Below are 20,374 nucleotides of genomic sequence, written 5' to 3' on the forward strand. Positions count from 1 at the left end.
GCCTCACACACCCTCTAGCACATAGGTGCCGGGGGCGGGATCCATCGGGGCATAAGTCTTGTTGCCCAGCGTCTTGGGTTTTGCGCCACGCTCGGCCGGGTTCCGAGCGTCCAGCCAGTTCAGCCAATGCGGCCACCAGCTGCCATCGGTCAGTTTGGCGCTCTCCTGCCAGGTCTCGGCATCGCCCGTCGTTTTGCCGCCAGTCCAGAACTGGCGTCGGCTATTGGCGGGGTGGTTGATCACGGTGCCCGACACATGCCCGCCGGTGGTCAACACGAACTCGCTCGGGCCAGACACCAGCCCGGTCGCGGTATAGGAGGTTTTCCACGGCACGATATGGTCGCCGTCTGCGGCCAGGAAATAGCAGGGCAGGTCTATGTTGCGCGTATCGACCGGGGTGCCACACAGGGTCAGTGCGCCGGGGTCTTTCAGCTTGTTCGCCATATACATCTCTTCAATGAAATAGCTGTACCATTTGGCGGGCAGGTTCGAGGTGTCGGCGTTCCAATACAGCACGTCAAACGGCGCAGGTGATTTGCCCATCAGATAGTTGGACACCACGAAGTTCCAGATGGATTCGTTGACATGCAGCATTGCCATCGCATTGGCGATGTCGCGACCCGGAGCGAGTTTCTCGGCCTTCAGACGCTGGTTGTAGATCTCGACCTGTGGTTCGTCGATGAACACCTTGATCTGTCCGGGATCAGAGAAGTCGATCAGCGACGACAGGAAAGTCGCGGTGCCCAACTTGGATTTCAACGCCTTGGGCATGACCGCAAGCGCCGCGGTCAGCATCGTGCCGCCATTGCACCAGCCCAGAATATCGATCGCGTTGGATTTGCTGACCGCGGATGTGACCTTCACCGCCTCGAATATCCCGTCCGAGATATAGTCGTCCCAGCTATGGTCGCCCATCTCTGGACCCGGATTGCGCCACGCGATGGTGTAAACGCTTTGCCCTTGTTCAAGCAGGTAACGGATCATCGACTTCTTTTCATTCAGGTCGAAGATATAGAATTTATTGACGCATGGCGGAACGATCAGGATCGGTGCCTTGCGGGTCTTGGCGGTCATTGGTTCGTATTGGATCAGCTCGATCAACTCGTTGCGGAAAATCACCGCGCCGGGCGTCGTGGCAAGGTTCTTGCCCACCTCGAACGCCGCTTCATCCGTGGTCGAGATATAGCCTTTCTCAAGATCGGCCAGCAGGTTCTGATACCCGTCAAACAGGCTTTGCCCCCCGGTTTCCTTCGCCAGTTGCTGGGCTTCGGGATTGGTCAGCAGGAAGTTTGACGGCGCCATGTTGTCGGCGGCAATGCGGGCATAGAAGCTAAGCTTTTCCTGCTCCTGATCGGGCAACCCGGCCTTGTCTGCCATGTCCACCATAGCTTTGGAGGTTAGCTCGTAGGAATGGCGCAGGATCGGGAATATCCCTTCGTTCCATGCCTCTGCTCCAAAACGGCGGTCGCGCGTTTCGGCGGCAGCGGCCTCGCCATGGAGGGCGGTGCCCATCCAAAGTTTTGCCATGTCGCTTTGATATCTGAGCATCGTATTGGCCCAGTCTGCAAAGACGGTATTGTCCGATTTGTTCATAGCTTCGAACAGTTTGAAGAGATCCTTGGACATGTCCTCTGCCTTTCCGCTTGCACCGCATTTTCACGCGCGACCCTGTCAGGGAAATGCTTCACGAATTTTGCAAGCCCTGCGAGTGCGCGTGGTTTTTTGTATCAGCGACGGCGCGAAGAAAGAAGGCGTCCGACGCTCAACCGAAAAACTGGCATTGTTGCCGAGCGTAGGGGATTGCCATGTCGGAAAAATGGTGCCCAGAAGAGGACTCGAACCTCCACGTCCATACGGACACTAGCACCTGAAGCTAGCGCGTCTACCAATTCCGCCATCTGGGCACGGTTGGTGAGGCCGCGATGTAAAGGGCGTTGCCGATACTGTCAACCGGATTCGCGGGGATTCCAAGAAATCCGTTTGCGACTTGCCCAAAGCCGCGTGGAAAGCTATTCAAAGCCCAAGGTTTTCAAGGAGAGCTACCATGTCCAAGCTTGTCACCATCTATGGCGGTTCGGGCTTTGTCGGGCGCTATATAGCGCGCCGCTTAGCCAAGCAGGGGTGGCGCGTGCGCGTTGCTGTGCGCAGGCCAAACGAAGCCCTGTTCGTCAAACCCTATGGCGCGGTCGGACAGGTCGAGCCTGTTCTGTGCAACATTCGCGATGACGCTTCGGTGCGCGCTGCGATGATGGGTGCGGATGCGGTGGTCAACTGCGTTGGTGTGCTGAACTCGATTGGCAAGAACAATTTTGACGCTGTGCATCATGACGGTGCCGAGCGGGTGGCGCGGATCGCGGCAGAGCAAGGCGTGGCGCAGATGGTGCAATTGTCCGCCATCGGCGCGGACGCGAACAGCGACAGCGAATATGCGCGAACAAAAGCGCAGGGCGAAGCAGGTGTGCGAGCTGCGTTTCCGAGCGCGGTGATCCTGCGCCCCTCGGTCATTTTTGGGTCCGAGGATGAGTTCTTCAACCGGTTCGCCGGCATGACACGCTTTGGTCCGATCCTGCCAATCACCGGTGGCGATACACGCTTTCAGCCCGTTTACGTGGATGATGTTGCCGCTGCCGCAGAAAAGGCCGTGCTGGGCCAGGTCGAGCCGGGTATCTATGAACTGGGTGGACCTGATGTGGCGACCTTGCGAGAGCTGATTGACGAAATGCTGGAGGTGGTGCAACGCCGCCGTGCAGTTATCAATCTGCCGTTCGGGATTGCAAAGCTGCAAGCGGCTGTTTTTGACTTCATCCAGTGGATGTCGGGAGGCTTGATCAAAGCGCCGCTGACCCGCGATCAGGTGCGATCGCTGGCGCATGACAACGTGGTGGCTGACGATGCCAAGGGGTTTGCTGAACTGGGGATCACGCCGACAGCGACGGAAGCGATCCTGCCGGATTACCTCTGGCGGTTCCGCCACAATGGTCAATATGCGGCCATTCAGGCTTCGGCAAAGAACCTGCGCACCAATGGCTGACGCTTGGGTTCACGAGATTTCGAAGGCGCGGCAGGGTCCGCGCCTTTTTCATTGGTAGGCGATGAACAGCAACACGGCCCCCAGCGCAATCCGATAGATCACATAAGGCGTGAAGCTGACAGATCTGAGCAACCGCATCATCAGGCTGAGCGCCAGAAGGGCTGATACAAAGGCCAGCACCGCCGCGATGGCGCCGTCCTTGGCGACTTGCATGTTGGCGGTGGCGACGACTTCGGACCCCAGCAGAACGCCGGATGCAAAGATTGTCGGGATCGACATCAGCATCGACAGTTTTGCCGCGTCATGTCGCGCATATCCCAGGGCGCGCGCGCCCGAGATGGTTGCGCCGGATCGTGATGTTCCGGGGATCAGCGCCAGCGCCTGCCAAAGCCCCATGATGATTGCGTCCCGCAGCGTCCAGTCATCGGCCTTCTTTTCAGACGCGCCTTTATGATCGACCCAATACAGCACCAGCCCGAACAGGATCATCGTCCATGCGATGACTTTGACCGATCGCATCGCATCGTTCAGCCCGGTCAGTTTCAGAACCAAGCCAATCGCGATGGCGGGGATCGTTGCGATGGCCAGCAGGAACGCCAGCCGTGCGCCGGGCGTATCAATGCGTCCCGTCAACATCCGTGGCACACCGGCAAGCCCCATGCGTACATCGCGCCAGAAGAACAGGACCACCGCACCCAACGTGCCCACATGCACGGCGACATCAATGGTTTGCCCCTGATCTGGAAGGGTGGTCAGGTACGGAATCAGGGCAAGGTGCCCAGACGAGGAAACCGGCAGAAATTCGGTGATTCCCTGTAGCACGGCGACAAGAAACAAATGGGCAAGGGTCATGCGGGAGCCTTCTGAAGTATGTTGTCGCGCAAGCTAAACAAGCCATATGGAAAGGGAAGGGGAATAAAAGGTAATTAAAGCTGACCTAATAATGATCTATATTTCCAGAAACTGGGAAAAAATATGCTTGAGAATGCCATATAGGTCAGTAAGACTGTCTTTTAATATATGTATGCCTTCATTAAAAGCGCAGGACCGAGCCAAATTGACGGAGAGCCAGGATGGCCAAGCAGCCTATGTTGAAATTTGTGGATGTCGAGCGGGATATGCCTGAAAAGCGGGCGGCTGATGCGCGCAAGGATGACTTTCACGAAATCTATGCCGAGTTTGCGGCCCAGAAAGCTGCCGAGCAAGCCAGCCGGTGCAGCCAATGTGGTGTGCCCTATTGCCAGACGCACTGCCCGCTGCACAATAACATCCCCGACTGGTTGCGCATGACTGCAACGGGCCGGTTGAAGGAAGCCTATGAACTGAGCCAGTCCACCAACAGTTTCCCGGAAATCTGTGGCCGTATCTGCCCACAGGACCGTCTGTGCGAAGGCAATTGCGTGATCGAACAATCGGGCCACGGCACCGTCACCATCGGCGCGGTCGAGAAGTATATTACCGACACGGCGTGGGACAACGGTTGGGTTGAAGCGATCACGCCGTCGGCCAATCGCGACGAAAGCGTTGCGATCATCGGTGCCGGTCCGGGCGGTTTGGCGGCGGCGGATGTTCTGGTGCGTGCGGGTGTGAACGTGACCATCTATGATCGTCATGACCGTGCCGGCGGGCTGATGACCTATGGCATTCCGGGTTTCAAACTTGAAAAAGACGTGGTGATGCGCCGCGTTAAGTTGCTGGAAGATGCCGGAGTCGAGTTCGTTCTTAACTGCAATGTCGGAAAAGACATCAGCTTTCAGGATATCCGCGCCATTCATGACGCGGTTCTGCTGGCAACCGGTGTTTACAAAGGCCGTGATTTGTCCGGGCCGGGGGCTGGTGCCGAGGGGATTGTTCCCGCGTTGGATTACCTGACCTGTTCAAACAAACTCAGCTTCGGGGATACGGTTCCTGCGTTCGACAGCGGACAGTTGAACGCGGATGGCAAAAATGTTGTGGTGATCGGCGGTGGCGATACCGCGATGGATTGTGTGCGCACCGCCATTCGGCAGGGCGCGAAATCAGTGAAATGTCTGTATCGTCGCGACCGAGCAAATATGCCGGGATCACAGCGCGAGACCCAAAACGCCGAGGAAGAGGGCGTCGAATTTGTCTGGCTGTCCGCACCCAAAGGGTTCACCGGCGATCCGGTCACGGGCGTAATGGTGCAGAAGATGCGCCTTGGCGCGCCTGACGCGACAGGTCGCCGAAGTCCCGAGGTGATCGAAGGCTCGGAATACACTGAAGAGGCCGATCTGGTCATCAAGGCGCTGGGCTTCGAACCTGAAGACCTGCCAACCCTGTGGGACGAAAAGGAACTGACTGTCACCCGCTGGGGCACCGTGAAGGCCGCGTTTGAGACACACCAGACTGATCTGGATGGCGTCTGGGCAGTGGGCGACATCGTGCGTGGTGCCTCGCTGGTGGTTTGGGCCATCCGCGATGGGCGCGAAGCAGGGGCCAACATTCTGGCCCGCCTCGATGCCGCCCGCGCGCTTGCCGCCGAATAACGAATTTTCCGGGCCATCCGGGTCAATGCACCCCCGCCCGTCCGAGAGGAGAACCGAGATGACGAAATATGATGCCGACTGGGTCCGCCGCGAGGAAGCCAAGCGCAAATTCATGACCGAGCACAGCCTGTATCGCGAACAGGACGAACACAGCTCTTGTGGTGTGGGTCTGGTCGTGTCGATCGAAGGCAAAGCGTCGCGTGATGTGGTCGAAGCGGGAATCGCCGCGCTGAAGGCCATCTGGCACCGCGGTGCTGTTGATGCTGACGGCAAGACCGGTGACGGGGCGGGTATTCATATCCAGATCCCCGTTCCGTTCTTCTATGACCAGATTCGCCGCACCGGACACGAACCGCACGAAGATCAGTTGATCGCGGTTGGTCAGGTGTTCCTGCCGCGCACGGATTTTGGTGCACAGGAAGCGTGCCGGACCATCGTGGAGTCCGAAATTCTGCGCATGGGCTATCACATCTATGGTTGGCGGCACGTGCCTGTGGACATCACCTGTCTGGGTGAAAAAGCCAACGCGACACGCCCTGAGATCGAACAGATCATGATTTCGAATTCGAAAGGTGTCGACGAGGACACGTTTGAACGCGAGCTTTACGTGATCCGCCGCCGAATTGAAAAAGCGGCCGCGTCTTCACAGATCAACGGGCTGTATATCGCATCTCTGTCGTGCCGGTCGATCATCTATAAAGGCATGATGCTGGCCGAACAGGTTGCCGTTTTCTATCCCGACCTGATGGACGAGCGGTTCATTTCGACGTTTGCGATATACCACCAGCGCTATTCCACGAACACGTTCCCGCAATGGTGGTTGGCACAACCGTTCCGCATGTTGGCTCATAACGGAGAGATCAATACGCTGAAGGGCAACCTGAACTGGATGAAAAGCCACGAGATCCGCATGGCCTCGTCGGCTTTTGGCGATCTGGCCGAAGACATCAAGCCGATTGTGCCGGGCGGGTCATCCGACTCGGCGGCGCTGGACGCTGTGTTCGAGGTTCTGGTGCGTGCAGGTCGCTCAGCCCCCATGGCGAAAACCATGCTGGTGCCGGAAAGCTGGTCGAAGCAGGCGATCGAACTGCCCGAAGCGTGGAAGGACATGTACTCCTATTGTAACTCGGTGATGGAGCCATGGGATGGTCCTGCCGCCCTTGCCATGACCGATGGTCGCTGGGTGTGTGCCGGGCTTGACCGTAATGGTTTGCGCCCGATGCGCTATGTCGTAACGGGTGAAGGGCTGGTGATTGCCGGGTCCGAAGCCGGGATGGTGCCGATCAACGAGGCTGGCATTGTGGAAAAAGGCGCGCTTGGTCCGGGGCAGCTTCTGGCTGTCGATACGGTCGAAGGCAAGCTGTATCACGACACCGAGATCAAAGATCGTTTGTCGGCTTCGCTGCCCTTTGGTGAATGGGTCGGCAAGATCAACGATCTGGGAGAAGAGTTTACTTCGGTTGAGGAAAAGCCGATCTATTCCGGTGAAGACCTGCGCCGCCGTCAACTTGCCGCAGGATACACTCTGGAAGAGCTGGAACAAATCCTTGCACCGATGGCCGAGGATGGGAAAGAGTCTCTTGCGTCTATGGGCGATGACACGCCGTCGGCGGTGCTGTCGACCAAATACCGCCCGCTCAGCCATTTCTTCCGTCAGAACTTCAGCCAGGTGACGAACCCACCCATCGATAGTTTGCGCGAATTCCGCGTGATGTCACTGAAAACGCGGTTTGGCAACCTGAAGAACGTGCTGGATGAAAGCGGTGCCCAGACCGCAATTATCGTTCTGGAAAGCCCGTTTGTTGCAAACCAGCAATTCGAGAAACTGACAGAAGCCTTTAACGCCCAGATGGTCGAAATTGACTGCACCTTCCCTGCGGATGGGGGCGAAGGCGCGTTACGCATTGCACTGGATGATATTCGCGCCAAGGCCGAAGATGCCGTGCGCTCGGGTGCTGGGCATCTTGTTCTGACCGATCAGGGGCAGGGCGAAGATCGCATAGCGATGCCGATGATCCTTGCGACATCGGCCATTCACAGCTGGTTGGTGAAGAAGGGGCTGCGCACGTTCTGTTCGATCAATGTGCGGTCCGCAGAGTGTCTGGACCCGCATTACTTCGCGGTCTTGGTGGGCTGTGGTGCGACAACGGTCAACGCATATCTGGCAGAAGATTCGCTGGCGGATCGGATTGATCGTGGTCTGTTGGATTGCTCGTTGACCGAAGCCGTACGCCGGTATCGCGAAGCGATTGATCAGGGTCTGTTGAAGATCATGGCGAAGATGGGTATCTCGGTCATCTCGTCCTATCGTGGCGGCCTGAATTTTGAGGCCGTGGGGCTGAGCCGCGCTATGGTTGCAGAGTATTTCCCTGGCATGACCTCGCGGATCTCCGGCATCGGTGTGAACGGGATTCAGAAAAAACTGGAAGATGTGCACGCGGCAGGCTTTGGCAGTGGCAATCGGGTTCTGCCGGTGGGCGGTTTTTATAAGGCGCGTCGGTCGGGTGAAACGCACGCGTGGGAAGCGCAAACCATGCACCTGCTGCAATCGGCGTGCGATCGCGCGTCATTCGAGATGTGGAGGCAGTATTCTGCGAGGATGCGGGCCAACCCACCGATCCATCTGCGTGATCTGCTGGACATCAAGCCCTTGGGCAAGTCAGTGCCCATAGAGGAAGTTGAAAGCATCAATGCGATCCGCAAACGGTTTGTGACGCCCGGCATGTCGCTTGGCGCGCTCAGCCCCGAGGCACACAAGACGCTGAATGTCGCCATGAACCGCATCGGCGCCAAGTCGGATTCGGGCGAGGGCGGTGAAGACCCCGCGCATTTCCACCCGGAACCGAATGGTGACAACCCGTCTGCGAAGATCAAGCAGGTCGCGTCGGGCCGATTTGGTGTGACCGCCGAATACCTGAACCAGTGTGAAGAGCTTGAAATCAAGGTCGCGCAAGGTGCGAAACCCGGCGAGGGGGGGCAGCTGCCCGGCATGAAGGTCACAGACCTGATTGCGCGTTTGCGCCACTCGACAAAAGGCGTGACACTGATTTCGCCGCCACCACATCATGACATTTACTCGATCGAGGATTTGGCGCAGCTGATCTATGACCTCAAGCAGATCAACCCGCGATGCAAGGTGACGGTGAAGCTGGTGGCAGCCTCGGGCGTTGGCACGATTGCCGCCGGTGTTGCGAAGGCCAAGGCCGATGTGATCCTGATTTCGGGCCACAATGGCGGCACGGGCGCATCGCCTGCGACCTCGATCAAATTCGCGGGTCTGCCGTGGGAAATGGGTTTGACCGAAGCGCATCAGGTGCTGGCGATGAACAACCTGCGCGACCGTGTGACTTTGCGCACCGATGGTGGCCTGCGCACGGGTCGTGATATCGTCATGGCCGCGATGATGGGGGCCGAAGAATACGGCATCGGCACCGCGGCCCTGATCGCCATGGGTTGTATCATGGTGCGTCAGTGCCAGTCGAACACCTGCCCGGTTGGTGTCTGCACGCAGGATGAAGACCTGCGCAAGAAATTTACCGGCAGCGCCGACAAGGTCGTCAACCTGATCACCTTCTACGCGCAGGAAGTGCGCGAAATCCTTGCTTCGATCGGGGCGCGGTCGCTGGACGAGGTGATCGGGCGTGCAGACCTGCTGAGCCAAGTCAGCCGTGGCTCGGCCCATCTGGATGACCTTGACCTGAACCCGTTACTGCTGGTTGTCGATGGGGCGGACAAGATCGTTTACAACCGCAACCGCGACCGCAACGCGGTGCCCGATACGCTGGACGCCGAGATCGTTCGCGATGCCCATCGCTTCCTTGAGGATGGCGAGAAGATGCAGCTTTCCTACACGGTGCAGAACACACACCGGACGGTTGGCACGCGCATTTCCAGCCATATTGTCAAACGGTTTGGTATGCGCAACAGCCTGCAACCTGACCACCTGACCGTGAAGCTGCAAGGCTCTGCTGGTCAATCGTTGGGCGCGTTCGCGGCACCGGGCCTGAAAATCGAAGTGTCGGGGGACGCCAACGATTATGTTGGCAAAGGTCTGTCCGGTGGCACCATCGTGGTGCGCCCGCCGCTGTCCAGCCCCTTGGTCGCCAAGGACAACACGATCATCGGCAACACGGTGCTTTATGGTGCAACCGACGGCCATCTGTTCGCCGCCGGGCGGGCAGGTGAGCGGTTCGCAGTACGCAACTCGGGCGCCCATGTGGTGATCGAAGGCTGCGGCTCGAACGGGTGTGAATACATGACCGGCGGGGTTGCCGTCATCCTTGGCTCTATCGGGTCCAACTTTGGCGCGGGCATGACGGGTGGCATGGCCTATCTTTATGACCCGGATGGCGTTGCGCAGAAATACATGAACATGGAAAGCCTTGTGACCAACCTGGTCACGGTCGACCATTGGGAAGCGCAACTGAAATCGCTGGTCGAACGCCATGCGGAAGAAACCCGCAGCCAGTTGGCAACGGAAATCTTGCGCCACTGGGATCTTGAGATCGGGAACTTCGTTCAGGTCTGCCCAATTGAGATGCTGGAACGGCTTCCGGCGCCGCTGAGCATCGAAGCGAATGCTATTCCCGCCCAATAGCGCCGAAGTGACGACAGTGGAAACGTAAACGTCCGCCTCTCTGGCGGACGTTTTCATGTGTCACCACCACCCATCGCGTATCTTGACCGGGTCGTCGCATCATGGTCTGAAAGATACGTGGCACGAGCAGCAAGAAAAAAGCCGACAGGCAAAAAAAAGGCGCCAAAGAAAAAGCGCATAAAGCTTCATCCAATCGAATGGATCAGGCTTTGGATCAAACGTGTTTTTCTAGCCTTCATTTGTTTCTTCGCCGCTGGCATCGTGGGCTATGCCTTTATCAACCCGCCGACCACGCCACACATTGTAAGCGAAAAAATGCGCTTGGGTTGGGCGGATCGCCAATGGGTCGATCTGGACGAGGTCGCGCCTGTCATGGCGCGGTCCGTCGTGGCCGCCGAAGATGCGAATTTTTGCGGACATTGGGGGTTCGACATGCGCGCCATTCGGGCCGCGATTGACGATGGTGGATCACGCGGGGCATCGACCCTGACACAGCAGGTCGTGAAGAATGTCTATCTGTGGCACGGTCGCTCGTGGCCGCGCAAAGCGCTTGAGGCGGCCATTACACCCTTCGTCGAACTGGTCTGGACCAAGCGGCGGATTATCGAGGTCTATTTGAACGTCGCCGAGTTTGACGAAGGCGTCTTTGGCGTGGAAGCTGCCGCGCGTCATTACTTTGGCGTCGGGCCGGAAAAACTGACCGCCGTGCAGGCGGCGCGACTGGCTGCCCTTCTGCCCAATCCCAAGGAGCGGTCAGCCTCGCGTCCATCGGCATTTGTACGCAAACGGGCGCAATCCATTGTCGATGGGGCGGCTACGATCCGCGCGGATGGGCGGTCCTCGTGTTTCGAGGATTGATCCCGTGACGCAAACGCGGCAATACGGACAAAAGAAAGATCGCTGGCACACACCATGAACCGACTATTCCACGTCCCCCTGTCCCCGTTCTGCCGCAAGGTGCGCCTGTCGCTTGCCGAGAAAAAGATCGAGGTTGAACTGGTTGAGGAAAAGTATTGGGAGCGGGGCAAAGACTTTCTGCTTCGCAACCCGGCAGGCAAGGTGCCGATCCTGAAGATGGACGGCAAGCTGCTCAGTGAAAGCGGCCCGATCTGCGAGTATATCGAAGAACGCCACCCCGACCCGGCACTTCTGCCGTCCGATCCCGAAGGTCGCTATGAAGTGCGCCGGTTGGTCAGTTGGTTTGATGACAAGTTCCACAACGAAGTGACGTCGAACCTTCTGTATGAACGGGTCAACAAGAAGGTGATGGGCGCGGGCTATCCCGAAAGCCGCAACATCAAGGCGGGTGCCAAGGCGATAAAGTTTCACCTCGATTACATGGGTTGGCTGTTGGAACAACGCCGTTGGCTGGCGGGCAATACGATGACGCTGGCCGATTTTGCAGCGGCAGCGCATCTTTCATCGCTGGATTACATCAGCGATGTGGACTGGAACCGTAACGAGAATGTGCGTGAATGGTATGCCAAGATCAAATCGCGCCCGGCTTTCCGGTCGATCCTGGCCGACCAGATACCGGGCTTTCCGCAGCCACCACACTATTCGGACCTTGATTTTTGACCGCCGAGATACGGCAGGCCATTATCGACAAAGCCCTTGAAGAAGGTTTCGCACAAGCAGGGTTCTGCCGCCCTGACAGCGTGCCCCAGATTGCCGATCGGTTGGATACCTTCGTCGCCGAGGGGCGGCATGGCGATATGCTATGGATGGGCGAACGGATGCATTGGCGCGGCAATCCCGCCGCCCTTTGGCCCGAGGCACGCACCGTCATTATGTTGGCCGAACCCTACACGCCGTCTCACGATCCGATGGATGTGATCGGACAGTCTGACCGCGCGGCGATCAGCGTTTATGCGCAAAACAAGGACTACCACGACATCGTCAAGAAGCGGCTGAAGCGGGTAGGTCGCTGGATGATCGACAGCTTTGGAGGTGAGATCAAAGTGTTCGTGGATACCGCCCCGGTGATGGAGAAACCGCTGGCCGCTGCGGCGGGGCTGGGGTGGCAGGGTAAACACACCAATCTTTTGTCGCGCGAACTGGGCAACTGGTTCTTTCTGGGTGCGATCTTCACCACGCTGGACCTGCCAACGGACGAACCGGCGCGAGAGAAATGCGGGTCTTGCACTGCCTGTCTTGATGTTTGCCCGACTGATGCCTTTCCCGCACCGTTTCAACTGGATGCCCGCCGCTGCATTTCCTATCTGACGATCGAGCACAAAGGGCCGGTGGACGAACCGCTGCGGTCGCAGCTGGGTAATCGTATCTATGGCTGCGACGATTGCCTTGCCGCCTGCCCGTGGAACAAGTTCGCGGTCGAGGCGTCCGAGATGCGCTATGCCGCGCGCGAGGATCTGGTGGTGCCAAAACTGGCGGATCTGGTTGGGTTCGACGACGCGGGCTTCCGGGCGCATTTCTCCGGCAGTCCGATCAAGCGGATCGGTTTGTCTCGGTTCTTGCGGAATGTGCTGTATGCGATTGGCAACTCGGGGAAGTCGTCCTTGCTGCCCCACGCACAGGCCCATGCGGACAGCGACGATCCGGTTGTCGCGGATGCTGCACGCTGGGCGGTTGGCAAACTGTCAGGGGCCTAATCCTCGGGCGTGGCCGGTGCTGCGTTATTTGTCAGCATGTGATATGCGGCGATAGCGGCATTCACCCCTTTGACGGCCTTGTCTTTTGGATAGGGGCCGATGCGTGATGCACCGACTTCGTATATGATTGTCGTCGCATCTTCCGTGCTGTCGGTCACGATCACGCGCAAGTCGACCTGCTTTACGTCAAAGGCGCGCACCAGAGATTGCGCGAATGCCTTGCCGGAGTCGCGGTTGTCGGTCATGCCCCATTTGACCCGGGCGATCACCTCGGACGGTTGTCCGGGGTCGTTGTCGATCAACGCCGCCTTGGTGATGCCAAGCGGGCGCAATGTCGGATCTTTGGTGTAAGAATACCACCCCAATGCCACCACGCTGGGCAAGGCGATCACGCCGATGATCCCCGCCAGCAATCTGACCCCGCGTCGCGCAAACATGCCCGGCTCCTACCCCGCTTTGCGGGCAGGATAGGACGGGCAGGTTCATGAAGTGTTAAAGGGTCTTAGCTGCGCACCAATTTTTCATAGCTTTCCGCAATATCGCGGGTCAGGGCGCCAACTTCGAACTTATGGTCGCCGATCTGACCCACCGGAGTTACTTCGGCTGCTGAACCGGTCAGCCAACATTGTTCGAAGCCTTCCATCTCTTCCGGCATGATATGGCGTTCGTGAACGGTGATGCCACGGCTTTTCAGCATGCCGATCACAGTCTGACGTGTCAGCCCGTTCAGGATCGCATCGGGCAGCGGCGTGTGCACCTCGCCATCCTTCACGAAAAACACGTTGGCACCGGTCGCTTCAGCCACATAGCCGCGATAATCCATAAACAACGCGTCCGAGCAACCTTTGGCTTCGGCAGCGTGCTTGGACATGGTGCATATCATGTAAAGACCGGCGGCCTTGGCAGCGGTCGGAATGGTTTCGGGCGATGGGCGTTTCCACTTCGCGATGTCCAGCTTCGCGCCCTGCATCTTGGCGTCGCCGTAATAATCGCCCCAGGCCCAGGCTGCCACCGCCATCCGCACCGGGTTGCGCGCGGATGAGACACCCATGTCTTCACCTGCGCCACGCCATGCCACCACACGCACATAGGCATTGGTCAGGTTGTTCGCCGCAACCACGGCCTGTTTCGCGGCTTCGATCTCGTCGACAGAATAGGGGATGGGCATGTCCATCATCTCGCCCGATTTCAGCAGCCGTTCCGAGTGTTTGCGCGACAGGAAAATCTTGCCGTCATACAGGCGCTCACCCTCGAACACAGAGGACGCATAGTGCAGCGCGTGGGTCAGAATATGAACATTCGCGTCACGCCATTCGACCAACTGGTCGTCCATCCAGATCTTACCGTCACGGTCATCATATCCGCTCATGTTCCAGTCCTTTCCAGTCTGTCGCCCTTGGGCATATTTGCAAAAGTTGCGCAGATTAGGTCCATATTGGATATTAAATTACGCAAAATCAGCATTTCGCTAACAATTGATTCTTGGAAAGTCAACAACACTGACATAAAACTAGGACCTGTAACATGAATTGTGATGAGGCCGACAATGGCGGATATGCAGACACCGGGTGGGCAGACGCTTCTGTTCTTGACGGATGAGCAATTGCGCAAAGGCATCGAGGCGATGTTCTTCGCCTATCGCGGGTTCACCGCAGACCCGGACCGCATTCTTGATGAATATCGACTGGGGCGAGCCCACCACCGGGCGCTTCACTTCATCAGCCGGGCGCCGGGCACCACCGTGAACAACCTGTTGTCCATTCTGGGTGTGACCAAGCAATCGCTTAATCGAGTGCTGCGCACCTTGATTGATGACGGGCTGGTCGAAAGCCGTGTGGGCACGCGCGACAAACGCGAACGCCATCTGTTCCTGACCGAAAGCGGCGCTGCGCTAGAGCAGGATTTGTCCACCGCGCAACGCGAACGAATGCGGCAGGCCTATCGCGAGGCCGGGCCAGAGGCGGTTCAGGGCTTTCGCACGGTGCTGGAGGCAATGATGGACCCAGAATTACGGCATCACTTTAACCGGGCCAGGGATAGCGTCGATGAGTGACATGACCGAAGCGCATCTGTTGATCGTTGACGACGACGAACGCATTCGCAGGCTGTTGCAGAAATATCTGATCCGACAGGGGTTCTGGGTAAGCGCCGCAAGGGATGCAACCCACGCACGCCGGTTGCTGGAAGGTCTGGATTTCGATCTGATCGTAATGGATGTGATGATGCCAGGCGAAGATGGGATTGGCCTGACCCGGTCGCTGCGCGAGACGTTGACGACGCCCATCCTGCTTCTGACAGCCAAAGGCGATACCGAGGATCGGATCAAGGGGTTGGAGGCCGGTGCGGATGACTATCTGGCGAAACCCTTTGAGCCGAAAGAACTGCTGCTGCGCATCAACGCGATCCTGCGCCGAATGCCGGTCGTTGCAGATGAGGTCATGCCAAAGGTGCTTAACCTCGGTGACAAGCATTATGACACCGAGCGCGGTGAGCTTTGGTTCGGCGAAGAGCTGGTGCGGCTGACAGCAACCGAAGCGCAATTGATGCGGATTTTTTCAGCGACGCCCGGTGATGCAGTCAGTCGGACATCACTGGTCGAACAGTTGGGCCGTGATCAGGGGCAAGCGCAGGAACGTGCCGTAGACGTGCAGATCACGCGGTTGCGGCGCAAGCTGGAAACCGATCCCAAACAGCCACGCTATCTGCAAACAGTGCGCGGCGCGGGCTATATGCTTGCGCCTGATTGATCGTTGCAACGGTGCGCATCGTCTTGTTGATCGGTTCGGATTGTCCTAGCGTCGCGCCATGACAACTCTGCTTTACACGCACCCGGTTTGCCACGAACACGTAACACCGCCGGGACATCCCGAACAGGTCGCGCGGCTTGAGGCCATCGAAGCTGCGCTGTCCGCGCCCGATTTCGCCGCGCTTGACCGTCGCAATGCCCCGATGGGCACCTTGGATCACGTGCGCCTTGGGCATTCGCGCCGGTATTTCGAGAAACTCGATGACGCCGCACCGGTCGAAGGCTGGGCGCAACTGGATGGCGACACCTTCATGGCGCCCGGATCGTTGGAGGCCGCGTTTCGGGCGGTTGGCGCGAATGTGGCGGCAATAGACACTGTTTTGGCAGGCGAGGCACAGAATGCCTTTGTCGCCTGTCGACCGCCCGGCCACCATGCCGAAAAGGCGACCCCGATGGGGTTTTGCCTGTTCTCGACCGTGGCCATTGCGGCGCGCTATGCGGCGGAACATCATGGGCTTGACCGGATCGCCGTGTTGGATTTCGACGTGCACCACGGAAACGGCACGCAGGACGTGTTGTGGCATGAAAGCCGGGTACGCTTTGTGTCGTCGCACCAGATGCCACTTTACCCGGGATCGGGCGGGCTGCACCAAAAGGGCGCGTTCGGGCAGATTGTCAACATCCCCCTGAAAGAGGCGACCGGCGGCGAGGTGATGCAAGAGGCGTGGGAAGGTGTGTTTTCCGATGTGTTAGAGCCTTACAAGCCGCAACTGGTGTTGGTCTCGGCAGGGTTCGACGCCCATCGCCGCGACCCGTTGGCCGGGCTTCAGTGGGAAACCGAGGACTTCGTATGGATGGCGCATAGGATCTGTGATCTGGCAGATAAATGCTGCGATGGTCGGGTGGTATCGTCGCTTGAGGGCGGCTATGATCTTCAAGCCCTTGGCGACAGTGTCGGGGCTTACGTAAACGTTATGATGGAGCGAGGCGCATGAGCGACAAACCCGTAGGCGAGATGAGTTTTGAGGAAGCGATGCGCGCGCTGGAAGCCGTGGTGGGTCAATTGGAGCGTGGCGACGTGGCGCTTGAGGATTCGATCAAGCTCTATGAGCGCGGCGCCGAGTTAAAGGCGCGGTGCGAGAAGAAGCTCAAGGAAGCCGAAGAAAAGGTCGCCGCCATCACGCTTGACCCAAACGGGTCCCCAACAGGCACAACCCCGGTCGAAGGGCTGTAGATGTTCCAGGCACGGCTGACGGAAACAAGCGGGCTGGCGCGGGCTTGTCTGCATGGCGCGATTCGTGATGACGGCGCGCTGGCGGATGCGATGCGGTATGCAACAGCAGGCGGCAAGGGGATGCGCGGATTTCTGGTGATGGAAAGCGCGCGGCTGCACGGAGTGAACGATACAAGGTCCGTCTGGCCCGCCGCCGCGATCGAGGCCGTTCATGCCTATTCGCTCGTCCATGACGATTTGCCCTGCATGGATGACGACGATTTGCGACGCGGTCTGCCCACTGTTCACAAGAAATGGGACGAGGCGACGGCGGTTCTGGTGGGTGACGCGTTGCAAACCCTGGCTTTCGAGTTGCTGACCCATGACGCCGTTGGCGCGGCGCGTGTTTCATTGATTTCGACCCTTGCGCAAGCGGCGGGGCAGTCAGGCATGGTGCGCGGGCAGGCGCTGGACATTGCGGCGGAAACGGCACCCATGCCGTTGGGTTTGGACGAGATTATCACGTTGCAAGCCGGAAAGACCGGCGCGCTGATCCAGTGGTCTGCCGAAGCCGGGGCAATCCTGGCAAGCGCCGATCCCAAGCCTATGCGCGACTATGCCACCGCGTTGGGCCTGGCGTTCCAGATTGCAGATGACATTCTGGATGTTGAAGGAGATGCGCGGACAGTGGGTAAGGCGGTTGGCAAGGATGCAGGCGCGGGCAAGGCGACATTCGTATCTCTGCTTGGCCTTCAGGCGGCAAAAACCCGCGCAGCCGAGCTTGTGGATCAGGCCTGTGATGCCCTTGCCCCGTTCGGCGCGGATGCCGAAACCTTGCGGGACGCCGCCCGTTTCGTTATCCAGCGCGACAGATAGGCAGCGGGGCGCAGATGGCCGATATACCCAAGACACCCATTCTTGATCGCGTAACGGTTCCGGCCGATATGAAATCCTTGTCTGATCCAGAACTGTATGCGTTGGCGAAAGAGGTGCGGGCCGAGACGATTTCTGCCGTATCGGAAACCGGCGGTCATCTGGGTGCGGGGCTGGGTGTGGTTGAGCTGACCGTGGCGCTGCACGCTGTCTTTGACACACCACGCGACCGGATTATCTGGGACGTGGGCCACCAATGTTATCCGCACAAGATTTTGACGGGTCGCCGCGACCGCATTCGCACCTTGCGTTGCGAAGGTGGGTTGTCGGGCTTCACCAAACGCTCGGAAAGCCCGTTCGACCCGTTCGGGGCCGGGCACAGCTCCACGTCGATCTCGGCGGCGCTGGGCTTTGCCGTCGCGCGCGATCTGGGTGGTGCGCCGGAGCATGGCATCGGGGATGCGGTTGCCGTGATTGGTGACGGGGCCATGTCTGCGGGGATGGCTTTTGAAGCCATGAACAACGCCGGCCATCTGGATCGCCGCCTGTTCGTGATCCTGAACGACAACGAAATGTCGATTGCGCCCCCCGTAGGCGCGATGTCCAGCTATCTGAGCCGCCTTTATGCGGGCGAACCGTTTCAAGAACTGAAAGCCGCTGCCAAGGGTGCGGTCAGCCTGTTGCCTGAACCGTTTCAGGAAGGCGCGCGCCGGGCAAAAGAGATGGTCAAATCCATGACCGTCGGCGGCACATTGTTCGAGGAACTGGGTTTTTCCTATGTCGGGCCGATCGACGGGCATGACATGGAAAGCCTTTTGTCGATCCTGCGCACCGTGCATGATCGCGCCACTGGACCGATGTTGATCCATGTGATCACCAAAAAGGGAAAGGGCTATGCACCCGCTGAGGCGGCGCGCGATCGCGGTCACGCCACCGCTAAGTTTGACGTTGCTAGTGGAAAACAACACAAGGCCCCGTCAAACGCACCCAGTTACACTTCGGTGTTTGGTAAGACGCTGGTCGATCTGGCAGGCAAGGACGACAAGGTCTGTGCGGTGACAGCGGCGATGCCGGATGGCACCGGGTTGAACCTGATGGCAGAACGCTATCCGTCGCGGTGCTTTGACGTCGGCATTGCCGAACAGCATGGCGTGACCTTCTCGGCGGCGCTGGCCGCTGGCGGGATGAAACCTTTCTGCGCGATGTATTCGACCTTCCTGCAGCGCGGATATGATCAGGTTGTGCATGACGTGGCGGTGCAACGCCTGCCTGTGCGCTTTGCCATAGACCGCGCTGGTTTGGTTGGGGCCGATGGCGCGACTCATGCAGGCGCATTCGATATCGGATACATGTCTAACCTGCCCGGAATGGTCGTCATGGCCGCTGCGGATGAAGCTGAGTTGATGCATATGGTCACCACTGCCCATTCCATCAATGACGGCCCCTGCGCCTTTCGTTACCCGCGCGGCGAAGGGGTCGGGGTTGAACTGCCGGAGCAGGGCGAGGTGTTGGAAATCGGTAAGGGCCGGATGATCCGCGAAGGCTCGCGCGTGGCAATTCTGTCTTTCGGCACACGCCTGTCCGAGGTCGAAAAAGCCGCCGAAGCCCTGACTGCCCGGGGCATCAGTCCGACAATCGCGGATGCCCGTTTTGCCAAACCACTGGATCGCGAATTGATCCTGAAGCTCGCCGCCGACCACGAGGCGCTGATCACCATTGAAGAGGGTGCAATCGGCGGCTTTGGCAGCCATGTCGCGCAACTGCTGGCCGAGGAAGGCGTGTTCGACACGGGTTTGAAGTTCCGGTCGATGGTTCTGCCCGACACGTTCATCGACCACGCGTCACCTGCGCGGATGTATGAAGAGGCGAAGCTGTCCGCCAAGGACATCGAGGCCAAGGTGCTGGATGTGTTGGGCATCGCACAGATCGGTGAAAAGCGGGCCTAACCTTCGGCTTTCAGCAGCGCCGCCAGCCCGTCCCGATAGGTCGGATAGAGCAGTTTCACGCTCAGTTCACCCTTGATCCGATCGTTTCGCACCCGCTTGCTTTCGGCATAGAAGCTGCGCGCCATTGGTGTCATATCGGCAGTTTCAAAATCCTCGGCAGGCGGGTGGGGCACGCCCAGCAAGTCGGCGGCGTGGGCCAGAACGTCCTCTGGCGGCGCGGCAAGGTCATCGCAGACGTTGTATATGCGCCCCGGATTAGGGGCGGCGATGGATGCCGCCAGAACCTGCGCGATGTCATCGACATGGATGCGCGAGAACACCTGATTTTTCTTGATGATCCGCCGCGCTGTGCCGCGCCGCACCTTGACAAAGGGCCCGCGACCGGGGCCATAGATGCCAGCCAGCCGGAAGATATGCAGGGGCAAACCGGTCTCGACGGCGATCTCTTGCCACGCCGCTTCGGCCTCGACCCGCTGCTGGCCGCGTTTGGTGGATGGTGCAAGGGGCGTTTCTTCGTCCACCCATCCCCCCTGATGGTCGCCATAAACGCCGGTGGTCGACAGATACCCGACCCATTGAAGCTGCGGAGCAATTTGGGCGATTTCGTCTCTAACCTGCCGCAAAACGGGATCTCCATCGGTATCTGGTCCGGCTGAAATCAGCAGATGCGTGGCGCGCGACAGGGGGACAGATATATCGGTGCCCGGCCATTGGATCACTCCGTCGCCTGCCTCGCGTGAGGTGCCAATGATGATAAACTCGTCCCGCAACAGGCGTGCCAGCGCGCGGGCCGAGTATCCGAACCCGAAGATAAACAGTGTCTTTTCCATGCGCGCAGTATCGTCGTGG

17 protein-coding genes and 1 tRNA gene are annotated in these 20,374 nt (G+C 58.9%); 12 read left to right on the forward strand and 6 right to left on the reverse strand.

Annotated features, from left to right (window positions below):
- Positions 1–3: 3 nt before the first annotated feature.
- On the reverse strand, positions 4–1,626 hold the full coding sequence (locus tag AC13C8_RS13180) for a PHA/PHB synthase family protein (RefSeq protein ID WP_482847725.1): 1,623 nt from the start codon (positions 1,624–1,626) through the stop codon (positions 4–6).
- Between the two features lie 191 nt (positions 1,627–1,817).
- Positions 1,818–1,904: transfer RNA gene (locus tag AC13C8_RS13185), tRNA-Leu, on the reverse strand.
- A gap of 140 nt (positions 1,905–2,044) precedes the next feature.
- Here AC13C8_RS13185 and AC13C8_RS13190 point away from each other — a divergent pair.
- Positions 2,045–3,031, forward strand: a complete 987-nt coding sequence (locus AC13C8_RS13190) for a complex I NDUFA9 subunit family protein (RefSeq protein ID WP_091427864.1) — start codon at positions 2,045–2,047, stop codon at positions 3,029–3,031.
- Positions 3,032–3,079: 48 nt separating this feature from the next.
- Here the strand turns inward: AC13C8_RS13190 and AC13C8_RS13195 are convergent, their stop codons facing one another.
- Entirely contained in the window at positions 3,080–3,883 is an 804-nt protein-coding gene (locus tag AC13C8_RS13195) for an undecaprenyl-diphosphate phosphatase (RefSeq protein WP_091427866.1), read from the reverse strand.
- A 221-nt stretch (positions 3,884–4,104) separates the two neighbouring features.
- On the opposite strand from AC13C8_RS13195, the gene AC13C8_RS13200 reads away from it, so the two are divergent.
- The 5 genes from AC13C8_RS13200 to queG all read left to right on the forward strand — a co-directional run bounded on the left by AC13C8_RS13200 (position 4,105) and on the right by queG (position 12,747).
- On the forward strand, positions 4,105–5,538 hold the full coding sequence (locus AC13C8_RS13200; RefSeq protein ID WP_482847727.1) for an NAD(P)-dependent oxidoreductase: 1,434 nt from the start codon (positions 4,105–4,107) through the stop codon (positions 5,536–5,538).
- 58 nt (positions 5,539–5,596) lie between these two features.
- Entirely contained in the window at positions 5,597–10,135 is a 4,539-nt protein-coding gene (gltB, locus tag AC13C8_RS13205) for a glutamate synthase large subunit (protein ID WP_482847729.1), read from the forward strand.
- A gap of 117 nt (positions 10,136–10,252) precedes the next feature.
- Positions 10,253–10,993 (forward strand): monofunctional biosynthetic peptidoglycan transglycosylase, encoded by a 741-nt coding sequence (gene mtgA, locus AC13C8_RS13210; RefSeq protein WP_091427872.1) that lies wholly within the window; start codon positions 10,253–10,255, stop codon positions 10,991–10,993.
- A 54-nt stretch (positions 10,994–11,047) separates the two neighbouring features.
- Entirely contained in the window at positions 11,048–11,713 is a 666-nt protein-coding gene (gene fzlA / locus AC13C8_RS13215) for an FtsZ-binding protein FzlA (RefSeq protein ID WP_091427874.1), read from the forward strand.
- Complete coding sequence (gene queG, locus AC13C8_RS13220) at positions 11,710–12,747, forward strand: tRNA epoxyqueuosine(34) reductase QueG (RefSeq protein WP_482847730.1); 1,038 nt, start codon at positions 11,710–11,712, stop codon at positions 12,745–12,747. The genes fzlA and queG overlap by 4 nt, the downstream gene beginning before the upstream one ends.
- Here queG and AC13C8_RS13225 read toward each other — a convergent pair.
- Entirely contained in the window at positions 12,744–13,184 is a 441-nt protein-coding gene (locus AC13C8_RS13225) for a hypothetical protein (protein ID WP_091427878.1), read from the reverse strand. The two genes, queG and AC13C8_RS13225, sit on opposite strands and share 4 nt — an antisense overlap.
- Before the next feature lie 65 nt (positions 13,185–13,249).
- Positions 13,250–14,116, reverse strand: coding sequence for a branched-chain amino acid aminotransferase (locus AC13C8_RS13230; RefSeq protein WP_482847732.1), 867 nt, complete (start codon positions 14,114–14,116; stop codon positions 13,250–13,252).
- A gap of 177 nt (positions 14,117–14,293) precedes the next feature.
- Between AC13C8_RS13230 and AC13C8_RS13235 the strand changes: the two genes are divergently transcribed.
- The 6 genes from AC13C8_RS13235 to dxs are packed head-to-tail and all read left to right on the forward strand — an operon-like array spanning position 14,294 to position 19,525.
- Positions 14,294–14,800 carry a MarR family winged helix-turn-helix transcriptional regulator gene (locus tag AC13C8_RS13235; RefSeq protein WP_482847733.1) on the forward strand — a complete coding sequence of 169 codons (507 nt, stop codon included), beginning with the start codon at positions 14,294–14,296 and terminating at the stop codon, positions 14,798–14,800.
- On the forward strand, positions 14,793–15,494 hold the full coding sequence (locus AC13C8_RS13240; RefSeq protein ID WP_091427884.1) for a response regulator: 702 nt from the start codon (positions 14,793–14,795) through the stop codon (positions 15,492–15,494). The genes AC13C8_RS13235 and AC13C8_RS13240 overlap by 8 nt, the downstream gene beginning before the upstream one ends.
- A gap of 58 nt (positions 15,495–15,552) precedes the next feature.
- Positions 15,553–16,488: a histone deacetylase family protein gene (locus AC13C8_RS13245; RefSeq protein WP_482847734.1), complete on the forward strand. Its 936-nt coding sequence runs from the start codon at positions 15,553–15,555 to the stop codon at positions 16,486–16,488.
- Positions 16,485–16,727: an exodeoxyribonuclease VII small subunit gene (locus tag AC13C8_RS13250; RefSeq protein WP_482847735.1), complete on the forward strand. Its 243-nt coding sequence runs from the start codon at positions 16,485–16,487 to the stop codon at positions 16,725–16,727. The genes AC13C8_RS13245 and AC13C8_RS13250 overlap by 4 nt, the downstream gene beginning before the upstream one ends.
- On the forward strand, positions 16,728–17,582 hold the full coding sequence (locus tag AC13C8_RS13255) for a polyprenyl synthetase family protein (protein WP_482847736.1): 855 nt from the start codon (positions 16,728–16,730) through the stop codon (positions 17,580–17,582).
- A gap of 14 nt (positions 17,583–17,596) precedes the next feature.
- Entirely contained in the window at positions 17,597–19,525 is a 1,929-nt protein-coding gene (gene dxs / locus AC13C8_RS13260) for a 1-deoxy-D-xylulose-5-phosphate synthase (protein WP_482847738.1), read from the forward strand.
- Here dxs and AC13C8_RS13265 read toward each other — a convergent pair.
- Positions 19,522–20,355 carry an SDR family oxidoreductase gene (locus AC13C8_RS13265; RefSeq protein WP_482847740.1) on the reverse strand — a complete coding sequence of 278 codons (834 nt, stop codon included), beginning with the start codon at positions 20,353–20,355 and terminating at the stop codon, positions 19,522–19,524. The two genes, dxs and AC13C8_RS13265, sit on opposite strands and share 4 nt — an antisense overlap.
- Between the last annotated feature and the right edge of the window lie 19 nt (positions 20,356–20,374).

This window comes from Aliiroseovarius sp. B-4 (genome assembly GCF_056857795.1).

Coding starts and splice junctions, on each gene's coding strand:
- AC13C8_RS13245 (WP_482847734.1), top strand. CDS start 15,553: ATGACAACTCTGCTTTACACGCACCCGGTTTGCCACGAACACGTAACA.
- AC13C8_RS13190 (WP_091427864.1), top strand. CDS start 2,045: ATGTCCAAGCTTGTCACCATCTATGGCGGTTCGGGCTTTGTCGGGCGC.
- gltB (WP_482847729.1), top strand. CDS start 5,597: ATGACGAAATATGATGCCGACTGGGTCCGCCGCGAGGAAGCCAAGCGC.
- AC13C8_RS13240 (WP_091427884.1), top strand. CDS start 14,793: ATGAGTGACATGACCGAAGCGCATCTGTTGATCGTTGACGACGACGAA.
- dxs (WP_482847738.1), top strand. CDS start 17,597: ATGGCCGATATACCCAAGACACCCATTCTTGATCGCGTAACGGTTCCG.
- AC13C8_RS13255 (WP_482847736.1), top strand. CDS start 16,728: ATGTTCCAGGCACGGCTGACGGAAACAAGCGGGCTGGCGCGGGCTTGT.
- AC13C8_RS13225 (WP_091427878.1), bottom strand. CDS start 13,184: ATGTTTGCGCGACGCGGGGTCAGATTGCTGGCGGGGATCATCGGCGTG.
- AC13C8_RS13265 (WP_482847740.1), bottom strand. CDS start 20,355: ATGGAAAAGACACTGTTTATCTTCGGGTTCGGATACTCGGCCCGCGCG.
- AC13C8_RS13180 (WP_482847725.1), bottom strand. CDS start 1,626: ATGTCCAAGGATCTCTTCAAACTGTTCGAAGCTATGAACAAATCGGAC.
- fzlA (WP_091427874.1), top strand. CDS start 11,048: ATGAACCGACTATTCCACGTCCCCCTGTCCCCGTTCTGCCGCAAGGTG.
- AC13C8_RS13195 (WP_091427866.1), bottom strand. CDS start 3,883: ATGACCCTTGCCCATTTGTTTCTTGTCGCCGTGCTACAGGGAATCACC.
- AC13C8_RS13230 (WP_482847732.1), bottom strand. CDS start 14,116: ATGAGCGGATATGATGACCGTGACGGTAAGATCTGGATGGACGACCAG.
- AC13C8_RS13200 (WP_482847727.1), top strand. CDS start 4,105: ATGGCCAAGCAGCCTATGTTGAAATTTGTGGATGTCGAGCGGGATATG.
- AC13C8_RS13250 (WP_482847735.1), top strand. CDS start 16,485: ATGAGCGACAAACCCGTAGGCGAGATGAGTTTTGAGGAAGCGATGCGC.
- AC13C8_RS13235 (WP_482847733.1), top strand. CDS start 14,294: ATGGCGGATATGCAGACACCGGGTGGGCAGACGCTTCTGTTCTTGACG.